The sequence below is a fragment of the Blastococcus atacamensis genome (assembly GCF_002938425.1).
GTDB lineage: Bacteria > Actinomycetota > Actinomycetes > Mycobacteriales > Geodermatophilaceae > Blastococcus > Blastococcus atacamensis.
In genome coordinates, this window is the sequence record NZ_POQU01000092.1 from 1 (window position 1) to 14,346 (window position 14,346).

The 14,346-nt window shown below is 73.1% G+C and carries 13 protein-coding genes; 7 read left to right on the forward strand and 6 right to left on the reverse strand.

What is annotated here, in order from left to right:
• The 7 genes from murJ to C5508_RS16780 all read left to right on the forward strand — a co-directional run.
• Nucleotides 1-2,011: murein biosynthesis integral membrane protein MurJ (gene murJ / locus C5508_RS16750; protein ID WP_408607764.1), on the forward strand; the 2,011-nt coding region annotated here is incomplete at its 5' end.
• 74 nt (nt 2,012-2,085) lie between these two features.
• Complete coding sequence (locus C5508_RS16755) at nt 2,086-3,720, forward strand: protein kinase family protein (protein ID WP_104526075.1); 1,635 nt, start codon at nt 2,086-2,088, stop codon at nt 3,718-3,720.
• A 79-nt stretch (nt 3,721-3,799) separates the two neighbouring features.
• Nucleotides 3,800-4,831 (forward strand): thioredoxin-disulfide reductase, encoded by a 1,032-nt coding sequence (gene trxB / locus C5508_RS16760; protein WP_232797224.1) that lies wholly within the window; start codon nt 3,800-3,802, stop codon nt 4,829-4,831.
• 79 nt (nt 4,832-4,910) lie between these two features.
• Nucleotides 4,911-5,237, forward strand: a complete 327-nt coding sequence (gene trxA / locus C5508_RS16765; RefSeq protein ID WP_104526076.1) for a thioredoxin — start codon at nt 4,911-4,913, stop codon at nt 5,235-5,237.
• Nucleotides 5,238-5,384: 147 nt separating this feature from the next.
• On the forward strand, nt 5,385-6,539 hold the full coding sequence (locus C5508_RS16770; protein ID WP_232797225.1) for an N-acetylmuramoyl-L-alanine amidase: 1,155 nt from the start codon (nt 5,385-5,387) through the stop codon (nt 6,537-6,539).
• A gap of 210 nt (nt 6,540-6,749) precedes the next feature.
• On the forward strand, nt 6,750-8,174 hold the full coding sequence (locus C5508_RS16775; protein WP_232797226.1) for an aminotransferase-like domain-containing protein: 1,425 nt from the start codon (nt 6,750-6,752) through the stop codon (nt 8,172-8,174).
• Nucleotides 8,171-9,166, forward strand: a complete 996-nt coding sequence (locus C5508_RS16780) for a D-alanine--D-alanine ligase family protein (RefSeq protein ID WP_104526077.1) — start codon at nt 8,171-8,173, stop codon at nt 9,164-9,166. The genes C5508_RS16775 and C5508_RS16780 overlap by 4 nt, the downstream gene beginning before the upstream one ends.
• Before the next feature lie 73 nt (nt 9,167-9,239).
• Here C5508_RS16780 and C5508_RS16785 read toward each other — a convergent pair whose 3' ends face one another.
• The 6 genes from C5508_RS16785 to yidD all read right to left on the reverse strand — a co-directional run.
• Nucleotides 9,240-10,301, reverse strand: a complete 1,062-nt coding sequence (locus C5508_RS16785) for a ParB/RepB/Spo0J family partition protein (RefSeq protein ID WP_104526078.1) — start codon at nt 10,299-10,301, stop codon at nt 9,240-9,242.
• Nucleotides 10,302-10,326: 25 nt separating this feature from the next.
• Complete coding sequence (locus C5508_RS16790; protein ID WP_104526079.1) at nt 10,327-11,376, reverse strand: ParA family protein; 1,050 nt, start codon at nt 11,374-11,376, stop codon at nt 10,327-10,329.
• 144 nt (nt 11,377-11,520) lie between these two features.
• Complete coding sequence (gene rsmG, locus C5508_RS16795) at nt 11,521-12,210, reverse strand: 16S rRNA (guanine(527)-N(7))-methyltransferase RsmG (RefSeq protein ID WP_104526080.1); 690 nt, start codon at nt 12,208-12,210, stop codon at nt 11,521-11,523.
• Entirely contained in the window at nt 12,207-12,809 is a 603-nt protein-coding gene (locus C5508_RS16800; RefSeq protein ID WP_104526081.1) for a Jag family protein, read from the reverse strand. The genes rsmG and C5508_RS16800 overlap by 4 nt, the downstream gene beginning before the upstream one ends.
• 85 nt (nt 12,810-12,894) lie before the next feature.
• Nucleotides 12,895-13,980, reverse strand: coding sequence for a membrane protein insertase YidC (gene yidC, locus C5508_RS16805; protein ID WP_198598146.1), 1,086 nt, complete (start codon nt 13,978-13,980; stop codon nt 12,895-12,897).
• A partial coding sequence (yidD, locus tag C5508_RS20755) for a membrane protein insertion efficiency factor YidD (RefSeq protein WP_232797227.1) occupies nt 13,973-14,346 on the reverse strand: 374 nt, incomplete at its 5' end. The genes yidD and yidC, both read right to left, overlap by 8 nt.

The window sequence follows — 14,346 nt, forward strand, 5'->3', positions numbered from 1 at the left end:
CCCGGCACCCCGGCCGGGCCCCGCCCGCCGCACCGGTGCTCCGCTGCCCCCGGCGCCCTACCTGGCGACCCCGCCGCAGGACGTCGCCATCGCGCCGCACCCGCAGGTCGACGGACACCCGTCCGGCGACGACGCCCGGCGCCTGGAGGCCGCGCACGAGCCGTCCCGGGTGCTCCCGCCCCCACCGGCGGCCGCGCACCCGGGTCCGCCGCGCCCGGAGGTGCCCGCACGCGCACCGCGTCCGGCCGCTCCGCTGCCGCCGCTCCCCCCGATGCGCCACCGCTGGGTCCCGGCCGCCGACGAGACCCAGGTCTTCCCGATCACCGTGCTGCCGCCGGTCCCGCGGGCGGTCTCCGACACCGACCAGGACGTCGAGGAGCGCGAGGGCGCACCCGGCGCCAGCCGGGGCATCCTCCGCGCCGCCGGGACCATGGCGGTCGCGACGCTCGTCTCCCGCATCACCGGCCTGCTGCGCACGATGGTGCTCGCGGCCGCGCTCGGTGTCGGGCTGGTCAACGACGCCTACAACACGGTCAACACCCTGCCGAACATCGTCTACGAGTTGCTGCTCGGCGGCGTCCTGACCTCGGTCATCGTGCCCCTCCTGGTGCACGCCCAGGAACGGGACCGCGACGGCGGCGTGGCCTACGCGCAGCGCTTCGCCACCCTCGCGGTGGCCGGGCTGACCGCCATGACGGCCCTGGCCGTGCTGGCGGCCCCGCTCCTGACCGCGCTGTACGGCCTGGACGAGGACCCGGGCCAGTACCGGCTGGCCAACTGGCTGGCCCGCATCCTGCTGGTCGAGATCGTGTTCTACGGGGTCGGCGCCCTCGCCCAGGCGATCCTCAACGCGCGCGGGGTGTTCGGCCCCCCCGCCTGGGCGCCGGTGCTGAACAACGTCGTCGTCATCGCCACGGCGGTGCTCTTCATGGCCGCGAGCGGTCCGGGCGACCTCACCCCCACGACGATCACCCCCGGCCTCGTGTGGCTGCTGGGCATCGGGACCACCCTGGGCATCGCCGTGCAGGCGCTGGTCCTGGTTCCGCTGCTGCGCCGGGCGGGGGTGCCGCTGCGGCCGCGCTGGGGGCTCCGCGACACCGGTCTGCGCGAGGCGGGGACCCTCGGCCTCTGGGTGATCGGCTACGTCGTGGTGAGCCAGATCGGGGTCGTGGTGGCCACCCGGATCGCCAACGCCGCCGGCCGCCAGGGTGGCCTGGGGTCGTCGGCCCTCGGGATCGCCAGCCTGCTGTTCCAGATGCCCTACGGGATCATCGGCGTCGCGCTGCTGACCGCGCTGGTGCCGCGCATGAGCCGCGCCGCCTCCCGGCACGACGTGCCCGGCGTCGTCTCCGACCTGTCGCTGGGCACCCGGCTGTCCGCCCTCGGGCTGCTGCCCGTGACCGCCGCGCTGATCGTCCTGGGCCCGCCGCTGACCGTGCTGGCCTTCGCCCGCGGCAACACCTCCCTCGAGGAGGCGGAGGCGATCGGCACGGCGCTGGCCGTCGGCGCCGTCGGCTTGCTGCCCATGGCCGTCACGCTGCTGCAGCTGCGGGTCTTCTACGCCATGAAGGACGCCCGCACGCCCACGCTGATCCAGGTCGGCATGGTGGCCGTCCGCGTGCCCCTGCTCCTGCTGGTCCCGGCCGTCGTCGAGCCCGAGCACGTGGTGGCCGGCCTGATGCTGGTCACCAGCGTCACCTACGTCGCCGGCTGGGTGATCGGGGACCTCGCCCTGCGCCGCCGGCTGGGCGGCCTGCGCACCCGCGAGACGTTCCTGCCGGTGCTCCGCGTGGCGCTGGTGGCGCTCGCCGCGGGCCTGGCCGGTCTCCTTGTCCGGATCGTGACCTCCGACCTGGGCGGACGCTCCACCACAGGGTCGCTCCTGCAGGTGCTGATCGGTACCGTGGTCATCGGCGGCGTTGCGGTGGCAGGTCTCGTGGTGGCCCGTGTTCCGGAGGTCCGGGAGCCCCTGGCTGCGGTCAGGGCCCGGCTGGGACGGGGCCGGCCGTGACCCGACCGCAGGAGCCGACCATGCCGGGGCAGCCGCCCCGGCGGACGGAGCAGCACAGGGAGTCGACAGTGTCGATGGCGTCCACGACCACCGGCCTGCCCGACCGCTACCGCCCGATCGACCGGATCGGTCCCGACGAGACGACCCCGACCGGCGTCATCCAGTGCTGGCGGGCCAAGGACCGGGTCCTCAACCGGGACGTCGCCGTGCGCGTGCACACTCCCGCGGGTCCCGCGGCGCACGCCTGGATCACCCGCGCGCTGACCGCCGGCGGCCTGGCGACCCCCGCCCTGGCGATGGTCTACGACGCCTCCGAGGGGCGGGCCGGCGACGACACCTCCCCCGGTGGCGCGGCCTACGTCGTCAACGAGTGGATCGACGGCGAGACGCTGGCCGACCGCCTCCGCTCCGGCCCCCTGCCCGAGCGCGAGGTGCGGCTGGTCCTGCGGCGGCTGGCCGAGGGCGTCGCCGAGGCGCACCGTGCGGGGCTGGCCGTGGGCGGGCTGTCGCTGGACAACGTCGTGCTGCGGCCCAACGGCCTGGTCGGACTGCGGGCGGTGCCCGCGGCGGCCGGCACGTTCGACGGCGACGTCACGGCGCTCGGCGAGCTGCTCGAGGCCTGCCTCACCGGGATCGGCGCAGGCGCGCAGAAGCCGAGCGGCCCCTCCGACCTGGTCGCCCTGGCCCGGCGGGCGCGCTCGGCCGAACCCGGCCAGGGGCTGTCCAGCGTCGCCGCAATGGCCGCGCTGCTGGCCGAGCGGCCGCGCACCGGCTCGGGGCAGTCAGGTGCCGGCCGCACCGAGGACGCCGACGGATGGCGTCGGCGCGCGCGCCGGAGCGAGCCGGACGGCGAGGCACCGGTGCGCCTGGAGCCGGGCACGCTGCCCCCCGTCCCGCCCCTGCCGCCGGTCCGGCCCGTCACCACCAGCGGGCCCCTGCCCGCGGGGGCGCTCGGCGGCGACACGATCGACGCATCGGCGATCCCCGACCGCGATGACGAGCCGTTCGGCATGCTGCCCGCCGACACCCCGGACGCCGGAGCGGACGCGGATTACGAGGCCGACGACGAGGACGGCGCCCGACGCCACCGCCTGGTCGTCGTGGGCCTGCCCCTGCTGGCGCTCGCCGTCGTCATCGCGCTGGCCTTCTGGTTCGGCTCGAGCGTGCTGTCGGTGACCGGCTCGGTCGACGACACCCAGGGCTCCCTGCCGTCCTCGGCCGCGCCGTCGGGACCCACACAGGAACCCGAGCCGGCAGCCGGTCCCACGGCCACCATCGCCTCGGCGGAGGTGTTCGACCCCTTCGGCGACGGCGAGCCGGAGAACGACGACGACGTCCCGCTGTCCTTCGACGGTGACCCCGCGACGTCCTGGTCCACCCTCGTCTACCGCGGCTCACCGGCCTTCGGCAACCTCAAGCCCGGTGTCGGCATCCTGTACGACCTCGGCGACAGCCAGCCGCTCTCGGGCGTCACCATCTCCTCCCCGGTCCCGGGCGCGACCGTCGAGGTGCGCACCGGCGAGGGCGCCGGCCAGGCACTGGAGGACTTCGAGCCCGCCGCCGACGGCACCCTCGGCGAGAGCACCGAGCTGACCTTCGGGGACGAGGTCACCGCCCGGTACGTGCTGGTCTGGGTCACCGGCCTCGTCGACGTCTCCGACGGGTTCTCCGCCCAGATCGGCGAGGTCGAGGTGCGCACCGCCGGCTGAGCCCAGTACGGCGGCCGGTGGTCGACCCCGACCGGGGGACGGCGTCCTCGCGAGGAATGCCGCCCCTACGATCGTCGTTGTGGATCCCGTGAGCGCGAGCACCGAGAACAACCCGACGCCGGGCCCCGCCGTGACGACCGAGGAGATCGTGGATCCGGTCATCCCCCCGGCGGAGCACGACGGCATCCGCGACCTGATCATCATCGGGTCCGGTCCGGCCGGTTACACCGCGGCCACCTACGCGGCGCGGGCGAACCTGCACCCGCTGGTGTTCGAGGGCTCCCAGTTCGGCGGGGCCCTCATGACCACCACCGAGGTCGAGAACTTCCCGGGCTTCCCCGAGGGCATCCAGGGCCCGCAGCTCATGGACGACATGCGCACGCAGGCCGAGAAGTTCGGCGCGGAGCTGGTGCCCTCCGACGTGACCGAGGTCGACCTCACCGCCAACCCGAAGATCGTCAAGGTCGGCGACACGGTGCACCTTGCGCACGCGGTCATCGTCGCCACCGGCTCGAAGTACCGGTTCCTCGGCCTGGACAACGAGCAGCGACTGCTGGGCCGCGGCGTCTCGGCCTGCGCGACCTGTGACGGCTTCTTCTTCCGCGACCAGGACATCGTGGTCGTCGGAGGCGGCGACTCCGCGATGGAGGAGGCCACCTTCCTCACCCGGTTCGCCAAGAGCGTGACCGTGGTGCACCGCCGCGACGAGCTCCGGGCCTCGAAGATCATGGTCAAGCGCGCGCAGGACAACGAGAAGATCCGGTGGGCGCTGGGCAAGCAGGTCACCGACGTCCTGGGCGAGAGCACCGTCTCCGCGGTCCAGCTGACCGACACCACCAGCGGCACCACCGAGACCGTGCCGGTGACCGGCCTCTTCGTCGCCATCGGCCACGACCCCCGCAGCGAGCTCTTCGCCGGCCAGCTCAAGCTGGACGACGAGGGGTACATCAAGGTGGAGCACCCCACCACGCGGACCAGCATCGACGGCGTCTTCGCCTGCGGCGACGTCGTCGACCACATCTACCGCCAGGCCATCACCTCGGCCGGCACCGGTGCCGCTGCGGCGATCGACGCCGAGCGCTGGCTCGCCGACACCTTCGACGAGCGCTGACCTCCGGGCATAGAACGACCCCGCCGCCGGTTCACAGCGGTGGGCACAACGAGCCAGTCGAATCAGAGGGAGAACGACCATGGCAGGCAACACCGTGACGGTCACCGACGCCAGCTTCGCCACCGACGTGCTGGGCAGCGACAAGCCCGTGCTCGTCGACTTCTGGGCGGAGTGGTGCGGCCCGTGCAAGATGGTCGCCCCCGTGCTGGAGGAGATCGCCTCCGAGCACGGCGAGAAGCTGACGATCGCCAAGCTCAACATCGACGAGAACCCGCAGATCGCCCGTGACTACCAGGTCATGTCGATCCCGACCATGACGGTCTTCCAGGGCGGCAAGCCGGTCAAGAGCATCATCGGCGCCAAGCCCAAGGGTGCGATCCTCAGCGACCTCGCCGACTACATCTGACCCCCGACTCCTCCGGGAGCCGCTCACGCTCAGTAGTACCGGGGCCCCACCCGTCCACCGGACGGGTGGGGCCTTCGTCGTCCCCGGGGGAGAGGGGCAGCCCCCAGTGGGCCGCTCCAGGATCGAGGGACCACAATCGGTGACACGATGGGAACCGACAGCCGCATGCAGATCCTCCGGCGGGGAGACCGTGGGCCGGCCGTGGCCGACGTGCACGCTGCCTTGCGCAGCCTGGGCCTCCTGCCACCGACCGGTGTGGACGGCGCGGAGCAGGCACTGGAGGCGGCCGCGTACGACGACGCCACCGAGCTCGCCGTCCGCCACTTCCAGCAGGTCCGCGGGCTCTCCGTGGACGGACGCGTCGGCGAGGAGACCTACCGGGCGCTGAGCGAGGCGCGCTGGTCCCTCGGCGACCGGCTGCTGCGGTTCGACCCAGAGCGCCCCATGCGCGGCGACGACGTCACCAACCTGCAGGAGCGGCTGCTCGAGCTCGGCTACGACGCCGGCCGGGCCGACGGCATCCTGGGCCCGGAGACCGAGGCCGGCCTGCGGGCGTTCCAACGCGACTACGGGCTGACCTCCGACGGCACCTGCGGCCCGGCCACGCTGCGCGCTCTCCGTCAGCTCGGGCGCAAGGTCACCGGCGGCCGTCCCCAGTTGCTGCGGCAGAGCGCCTCCTTCGTGGAGAGCGGGCCGCACCTGATCGGCCGGCGGATCGTCGTCGACCCGGGCCACGGCGGCCCAGAGACCGGCTTCGCGGCCGGGGAGACCACCGAGGCCGACCTGGTCTTCGACCTCGCCTCGCGGATCGAGGGCCGGCTGGCCGCGGCCGGCGCGACCGTGTACCTCACCCGGGGCCGGTCGCAGAACCCCGCGCTCGCGGAACGCACCGCCTTCGCCAACGACGCCCGCGCCGACCTGTTCATCTCGCTGCACATGGACGCGCACGACTCCGAGCACGCCCGCGGGGTCGCCAGTTACTACTACGGGACCGGATCGGGTGCCTCCTCCACGGTGGGGGAGGAGTTCGCCGACCTCGTCCGCCGCGAGGTGGTGGCGCGCACCGGGCTCTTGGACCTCGGCTCGCACCCCAAGACGTGGGACCTGCTCCGCATGACCCGGATGCCGGCCGTCCGGCTGGACTGCGGATACCTCTCCCATCCGGTGGACCGGCTGCTGCTGCTCGACGCCCGGGTGCGCAGCGCCATCGCGCACGCGGTCCTGGCCGCCGTGCAGCGCCTCTACCTCCCGGCCGAGGCGGACCCGCCCACCGGCACCTTCCAGCTGCCCACGCGCGTCTGACGAGGGTTGTGCGTATTGCGATCCTCCGGATCGCACCGCGGTGCACATCGTCGTCCTCCGGACGACACCGCGGCCAATGCCCGTTCCCCTGTCGCGCTGAGCCGTTGAGTCGCGCCTGCGCGGAGGCCTCCGGCCCCCACTCGGCGCGACGGCCCGTTCCCGGCTTCGCGGCCCGCCTGCTGCCGAAACCCCTCGGCCTACACTCTGACGGTGGCCACCATCCCGCCCGGCTCTCCCGCCGGTCCCGGTCAGCCGGGCACGCACCTGAGCACCGGTGCGCAGCCCCACGTCGTCCCGCGTCACCCGCGGCTCGATCCCCTGGCCGACCGGTACGCAGCACGCACGCACGGGATGCGCTCCTCGGAGATCCGCGCCCTCTTCTCCGTCGTCAGCCGGCCCGAGGTGGTGTCGCTGGCCGGGGGCATGCCCGCCGTCACCGCCCTGCCGCTGGACGCCGTCGGCTCGATGATCGGCGAGCTGGTGTCCGGGATGGGCGCCCAGACCCTGCAGTACGGCTCCGGTCAGGGCGACCCGCGCCTGCGCGAGCGGATCTGCGACGTCATGGCGCTGGAGGGCATCACCGACGCCTCGCCCAGCGAGGTCGTCGTCACCGTCGGCTCCCAGCAGGGCCTGGACCTGGTCACCCGCGTCTTCTGCGACCCCGGCGACACGATCCTGGCCGAGGGGCCCTCCTACGTCGGCGCCCTGGGCGTCTTCCAGGCCGCGCAGGCCCAGGTCCGTCACGTCGCCATGGACGACGACGGCCTGATCCCCGAGGCGCTCGAGGAGGCGCTGGCCGACTGCCGGGCCGCCGGTGAGCGCGTCAAGTTCCTCTACACCGTGCCCAACTTCCACAACCCGGCCGGCGTGACGCTCTCCGAGGAGCGCCGCGAGGCGGTCATGGCCATCGCCGAGAAGCACGACCTGCTGGTCATCGAGGACAACCCGTACGGACTGCTCGGGTTCGAGCAGGAGCCGCTGCGCGCGCTGCGGGCCCGCAACAACCAACGGGTGATCTACCTCGGCTCGTTCTCCAAGACGTTCTCCCCCGGTCTCCGCGTCGGCTGGGTGCTCGCGCCGCTGGCAGTGCGCGAGAAGTTGGTCCTCGCCACCGAGGCGCAGGTGCTCTGCCCGCCGTCGCTCACCCAGTACGCCGTCGCCCGGTACCTCGACACCCAGCCCTGGCGCGAGCAGATCAAGATCTTCTCCGAGCTGTACCGGGAGCGGCGAGACGCGACGCTGGAGTCGTTGGCCGCGCTGATGCCGGCCGGCACCGCCTGGACCCAGCCCAAGGGCGGCTTCTACGTCTGGCTGAAGCTGCCGCACGGCCTGGACGCCAAGCTCATGCAGCCACGCGCGGTGAACGCCCACGTCGCCTACGTCCCGGGCATCGGCTTCTTCGCCGACGGCAACGGCCGCGAGTTCATGCGGTTGTCCTACTGCTATCCGGAGCCGGACCAGATCCGCGAGGGAGTACGCCGGCTGGCCCGTGTGATCGAGGCCGAGCTGGACCTGCACTCCACCTTCGACAAGGTCGACACCGGTACGTTCCGGGCCATCCCACCGGGGTCGGGCCACGACGCCGAATCGATGGTGGGACCGGCGAACAGCGACACCTACGAGGACCCCCGATGAGCGAGACCGCGCCCGCAGCAGACGCCGCGGCGGCATCCGGGTCGCACCCGCTGCGCGCCGTCGTGCTGGCCGGCGGGCTGACCTTCGAGCGGGAGGTCAGCCTCTCCTCCGGCACCCAGGTGGTCGAGGAGCTCACCCGTGCCGGCCTCGACGCGGAGCTCCGGGACGCCGACGCGGAGCTGCTGCCCGGGCTCACCGCCGCGCCCGCCGACGCCGTCTTCATCGCGCTGCACGGCGCCACCGGGGAGGACGGCGCCCTGCGTGCCGTCCTCGACCTTGCCGGCGTCCCCTATGTCGGCTCGCCGGCGTCGGCCTGCCGGCTGGCGTGGGACAAGCCGGCCGCCAAGTCGGTCGTCCGCTCGGCCGGGGTGCTCACACCGGACTGGGTGGCGCTGCCGCACAGCACCTTCCGCGAGCTCGGCGCGGCCGCGGTCCTCGACCTCATGGTGGCCCGGCTCGGGCTGCCGCTGATGGTCAAGCCGGCGTCCGGTGGATCCGCGCTCGGCGTCCAGAAGGTCAGCCGGGTGGAGGACCTGCCGGCGGCGATGGTGAGCTGCTTCGCCTATGGCGACACCGTGATGGTGGAGCGCTTCGTCGAGGGCGTCGAGCTGGCGCTGGCCGTCGTGGACCTGGGCGACGGGCCGCAGGCCCTGCCGGCGGTGGAGATCGAGCCGGAGTCCGGCGTCTTCGACTACACGTCCCGGTACACCCCTGGTCTCACCGAGTACCACTCCCCGGCCCGGGTCGACGACGCCGTCGCCGAGCGCGCCGCGGCACTCGCCGTGCGGGTGCACGAGGTCCTGGGCCTGGCCGACCTCTCGCGCACCGACGCGATCGTCACGCCGGACGGCGAGGTGCACTTCCTCGAGGTGAACGTCTCGCCAGGGCTCACCGAGACGTCGATGTTCCCGATGGCCGTCGAGGCGGCCGGGCACGAGCTCGGTGACGTCCTCGCCCGGCTGCTCGCCCGCCGCGCGGAGACTCCTCGCTAGCCCCACACGTCCCACGGACAAAGGGACCTTTACGTCAGTGACGTAAAGGTCCCTTTGTCGATGAGAGTGCTGGTCAACCTTCCGCGCGGCGTCCGGTGATGTCCGGCGCCATGACGCCGATGATGCGCTGGAGGTCATCGACCGAGCCGAACTCGACGACGATCTTGCCCTTCGACCGTCCGATCTGGATCTTGACCTTGGTCTCGAACATGTCGGAGAGCCGCGAGCCGAGCTCCTCGACCCCGGGGGCCGAGATCCGCCGGGTGCGCCGCTTCGCGGCCGGCTCCTCCGCCGCAGCCACCGCCACGGCCTCCTCGGTCGCCCGCACGGACAGGCCCTCGGCGACGATCCGGGTGGCCAGCGCGTCCTGTGCCGAGGGGTCGTGCAGGCCGAGCAGGGCACGGGCGTGGCCGGCGGAGATGACGCCGGCGGCGACACGCGTCTGCACCTTCACCGGCAGCTTCATCAGCCGGATGGTGTTGGTGACCTGCGAGCGGCTGCGCCCGATCCGGCTGGCCAGCTCCTCGTGTGTGGCGCCGAACTCCTCCAGCAGCTGCTGGTAGGCGGCCGCCTCCTCGAGAGGGTTCAGCTGGACGCGGTGGATGTTCTCCAGCAGGGCGTCGCGCAGCATGGCGTCATCGGTGGTGTCCCGGACGATGGCCGGCACTGTCTCCAGTCCGGCCGCCCGCGAAGCCCGGAGCCGGCGCTCGCCCATGATGAGCTCGTAGCGGCCCTCGGCGGCCTCACGCACCACGATGGGTTGCAGCAGACCGAACTCGCGGACGCTGTGCGTCAGCTCCTCCAGCGCCTCGTCGTCGAAGACCTGGCGCGGCTGCTTCGGGTTGGGGACGACGTCGTCGACCGAGACCTCGCGCAGCTGGGCACCGGGCACACCGATCGCGGCGCTCTCCGGCTCGGACGCGGGCGGAGGCACCAGGCTGACCGGCGAGGCCGCCGGCGCGGGCGCCGCCTCCCGGGTGGGAGCTGCCGTCGAGGACTCCTGGGGGGCAGTGGACGGCGCATCCGGTCCGGCCCCGGGTGGCGGGGGAGCCGCCGGTGCCGGCGTCGGCGTCGGCGCGGGGCCGGTCGGGATGAGCGCCGCCAGCCCGCGTCCGAGGCCGCCTCGCTTCGTCATGACTGCTCCTCGTCGGGAGTGGTGCTCACTGGGAACTCTGGGTGCGGAACGGCTCCGCGGTGTCGCCGAACGCCAGTGCGCCGACGGGGGTGGCGCCCGGGCCGCCGGTGGCGGCATCCAGCGGCGCCAACTCGACGCCGCGCAGGGCCAGCTCCCGGGCCGCTTCGACGTAGCTGGTGGAGCCCCGGGAGCCCGGGTCGTAGGTGAGGACCGACTGCCCGTACCCCGGCGCCTCGGAGACCCGGACGTTGCGGGGGATGACCGCCTCCAGGACGACGTCGCCGAAGTGGTTCCGCACCTCGTCGGCCACCTGGTCGGCCAGCTTGGTCCGGCCGTCGTACATGGTCAGCAGGATGGTGCGCACCGCGATGCCCGGGTTCAGGTGCTGCCGGACCAGATCGATGTTGTTGAGCAACTGGCCCAGTCCCTCGAGCGCGTAGTACTCGCACTGGATCGGGATGAGCACCTCGTCCCCGGCCACCAGCGCGTTCAAGGTGAGCAGGCCGAGTGAGGGCGGGCAGTCGATGAGCACGTAGTGCGGGCGGCGCTCCTGGGGGAGGGCCGCGACGTAGGCCTCGATGGCCCGGCGGAGGCGGTGCTCGCGAGCGACGACCGAGACCAGCTCGATCTCCGCGCCGGCCAGGTCGATCGTGGCGGGCACGCAGAACAGGTTCGGGCTCGCCGTCGTCGGGTGGACCACCTCCGACAGGGTGCTGTCGCCGACCAGGGCGTCGTAGATCGAGGGGGTGCCGACCGTGTGCTCGACACCGAGGGCGGTGCTGGCGTTGCCCTGGGGGTCGAGGTCGATCACGAGCGTGCGCAGGCCGTACAGGGCCAGCGCGACTCCGAGGTTGACCGTGGAGGTGGTCTTGCCGACCCCGCCCTTCTGGTTGGCGATGGTGATGACCCTGATCCGCCCCGGCGCCGGAAAGGGCTCCTGCTGGGCGGCGTGCAGCACGCGGGTCGCGCGCAGCGCCTCCATGGCGATCGGGCTGTCGAAGTCGCCCATCCCGTACGAGGAGGCGGACGACTGGTCGGCGAGACTGCTGCGCAGCCGCTCGCCCGGGTCGGTCATCGCGGATCCTTCCTCTGTCGGCGTTTCACGTGGAACGGGGTGGGCATCTGTTCCTGTTCCACGTGGAACAGACTAAGGACCCTCTGCCCCCCGACTGCTCGCACGCTTGCAGCGGGCCCCTGCAGAGGGCCGAACAACCTGATGTCACCGATCTCCACGCGTCATGACCACCACGGTAGTGGCAGCGTCTCCCAGCGATGCACCGACGGCCCGTGGTTCGACGTCCCGCATTCCGGCGGCGTGCAGTTCGGGGAGCAGATGCGGCAGCTCCTCCAGCGCGCGGGAGCCGACGAGCGCCACCAGCTGTGCTCCCGGGCGCAGCAGACCGCGGCACCAGGCAACCAGCCGGGGCAGCGGCGCGACGGCCCTGGCGGTGACGACGTCGACCGCACCCACGGCGGAGACCACGGACCGGTCCTCGGCGCGGCCGCGAACCACCCGCCACGACGCCGCCGCCTCCCCGAGGTCGGCAACGGCCTCCTCCAGGAACTCCACCCGACGAGCCATGGGCTCCACGAGGGTGAGCGTCACGTCGGGGCGGCACAGGCCCAGAGGGATCCCCGGAAGGCCCGCTCCGCTGCCCACGTCGACGACGCGGGCACCGTGCGGAACGGCCTCGGCCACGGCGGCGCTGTTGAGCACGTGCCGCTCCCAGAGCCGCGGCACCTCGCGCGGGCCGATCAGCCCACGGGTGACCCCGTCGGTGGCCAGCCGTCCGACGTAGCGCAGGGCGAGGGGAAGGGCGTCGCCGAACACCGCCTCCGCGACAGGAGGCGGCTCCGGCGGCGCTGCCGGACCGGGAGTGCGGCCCTCGGCGGCAGTCCCGTCGCTCACTTGTCCGGCAGGACCACGACGCGGCGGTTGGGCTCCTCGCCCTCCGACTCGCTGTGCACGCCGGCGACCGAGGCGATGACGTCGTGGACGACCTTGCGCTCGAACGGGTTCATCGGGCTCATCCGCTCCGGCTGGCCGCTGGAGGCCACCCGGCGGGCCGTCTCCCCGGCCTGGGCGGTGAGGTCGGCCTTCCGCTTGGCCCGGTAGCCACCCACGTCGAGCATGAGCCGGCTGCGGACACCGGTGGACTGCGCCACGGCGAGCCGGGTGAGCTCCTGCAGCGCCTCCAGGGTCGCACCCTCGGCGCCGATCAGGTCGTCGAGTCGGCCACCGACGATGGCGACCGAGGCCCGGTCGCCCTCGACGTCGAGGTCGATGTCCCCGTCGACGTCGAGGATGTCCAAGAGGCGCTCGAGGTAGTCGCCGGCGACGTCGCCCTCGCGCACGAGGAGGTCGTCACCGGCCCCCTGGGCCCCATCGGTCCCACGGGCCTCGTCCGGATCGACGTCGACGGCCTCGACGAGGGCGTCGTCGCTCCCGGCATCGGCGTCGGGCAGGGCGGGCTGGCTGTCTGTCGCAGGCTGCTGCGGAGCACTCACGGGTGTTCCTCCCAGATCGGTGCGGGTGCCGGGCGTGCCCGGTGGTCGATGGGCCGGCGGAGCCGGCAGGGGAGCGGACGGTCGGTCAGCGACGCTTCCGCTTGCCCCGGTTGGCCGGGCCCTGGCCCGAGCCGGGTCGCGAGCCGCCTCCGGCGCGCGGGGCCGCGGTCGAGCCGCCGGCCTGCGGGGCGCCGTTGGCGTCGCCGGTCACGGAGCCGCTGCCGTCGGCGTCCAGCGCCGTCTCCGCGGACGTCGTGCTGGTCGGAGCGACGCTGGCGCGGCCGCCCTTGGTGCGCACGGGCTTGACGCCGGGCTTGGGGGCCAGGGTGCGGGGATCCACGGCGGGCTTGTCCTCAGCGGCCTTCGCCTTGGCGGCGGGCGATCCGGGCGGCGGCATCTTGCGCAGGATGAAGAACTGCTGGCCCAGGGTCCACAGGTTGTTGGTCATCCAGTAGATGAGCACGCCGATCGGGAAGATGAAGCCCGAGACGAAGAGGCTCAGCGGCACGCCGTAGAGCATCAGCTTCTGCACCATCGCGGCCTGGCCCTCGACCGGGCCCGACCGCGCCATGATCTGCCGCTGCGTGAAGTAGGTCGTGGCGCACATGACCAGGATCAGCACGAAGGCGACGATGCGGATGGTGCCGTAGCTGGCGATCTCGAGGATCGACTGCTCCTTGGCCCCACTCATGTTGAACGAAGCGGAGATCGGCGCACCGAAGACCTTGGCCTTGGCGGCCTCGTCGGTCAGCTGGTCGGTCCACGAGTACAGACCCTCCTTGCCCGGCGCGAGGCGGCGCAGGACGTGGAAGAGCGACAGGAAGACCGGGATCTGCGGCAGGATCGGCAGGCAGCCGGCGAGCGGGTTGACCCCGCGCTCCTTGAACATCGCCTGCTGGGCCACGGCCATGCCCTGGCGGTCGCTGCCGTACTGCTTGCGCAGCTTGGCCAGCTCCGGCTGCAGCTCCTGCATGGCCCGCTGGGACTTGATCTGCTTGACGAACAGCGGGAACAGGATCAGCCGGATGGTGACGACCAGGAAGACGATCGCGAGTGCCCAGGTCAGGCCCGCGAGGCCGCTCTCGGTCGGCGGGTCACCGAAGACCGTGTCCCAGAGCGAGTGCCACAGGGCCATGACGAACGAGATGGCGGTGTACAGCCAGTCAAGCAACGGAGGACTCCTCGAACGCCTGGCCGGCAACCGGCGGGGTGGCCGGGCCGGGGCCCGGGACATCGGACGGCGACCGGGAGGCGGACACCGTTGAAATGGACGAGCGGGCGGGCTGCCCGGTTCCAGAGGCCGGCGGCACCAGGTCCAGGCCACCGGGGTGCCACGGCGCGCACTTGAGCAGCCGCACCAGCGCCAGCCACGAACCGCGACCGGCTCCGTGCACCTCGACCGCCTCGGCCGCGTAGGCGCTGCAGGTCGGGGAGAAGCGGCACCGGGGCGGGAGGGCCGGGCTGATCGCCCGCGAGTAGAAGCCCACCCCGCGCAGCAGCACCCGGGCCGCCACCGACCGGCGGCGCCCTCCGGCGG

Bases quoted from the DNA above. Each gene is read 5' to 3' on its own strand.
- C5508_RS16790 (WP_104526079.1), bottom strand. From the start codon at position 11,376: ATGACCGACCCGGGCGAGCGGCTGCGCAGCAGTCTCGCCGACCAGTCG.
- C5508_RS16755 (WP_104526075.1), top strand. From the start codon at position 2,086: ATGGCGTCCACGACCACCGGCCTGCCCGACCGCTACCGCCCGATCGAC.
- trxA (WP_104526076.1), top strand. From the start codon at position 4,911: ATGGCAGGCAACACCGTGACGGTCACCGACGCCAGCTTCGCCACCGAC.
- C5508_RS16785 (WP_104526078.1), bottom strand. From the start codon at position 10,301: ATGACGAAGCGAGGCGGCCTCGGACGCGGGCTGGCGGCGCTCATCCCG.
- C5508_RS16780 (WP_104526077.1), top strand. From the start codon at position 8,171: ATGAGCGAGACCGCGCCCGCAGCAGACGCCGCGGCGGCATCCGGGTCG.
- C5508_RS16770 (WP_232797225.1), top strand. From the start codon at position 5,385: ATGGGAACCGACAGCCGCATGCAGATCCTCCGGCGGGGAGACCGTGGG.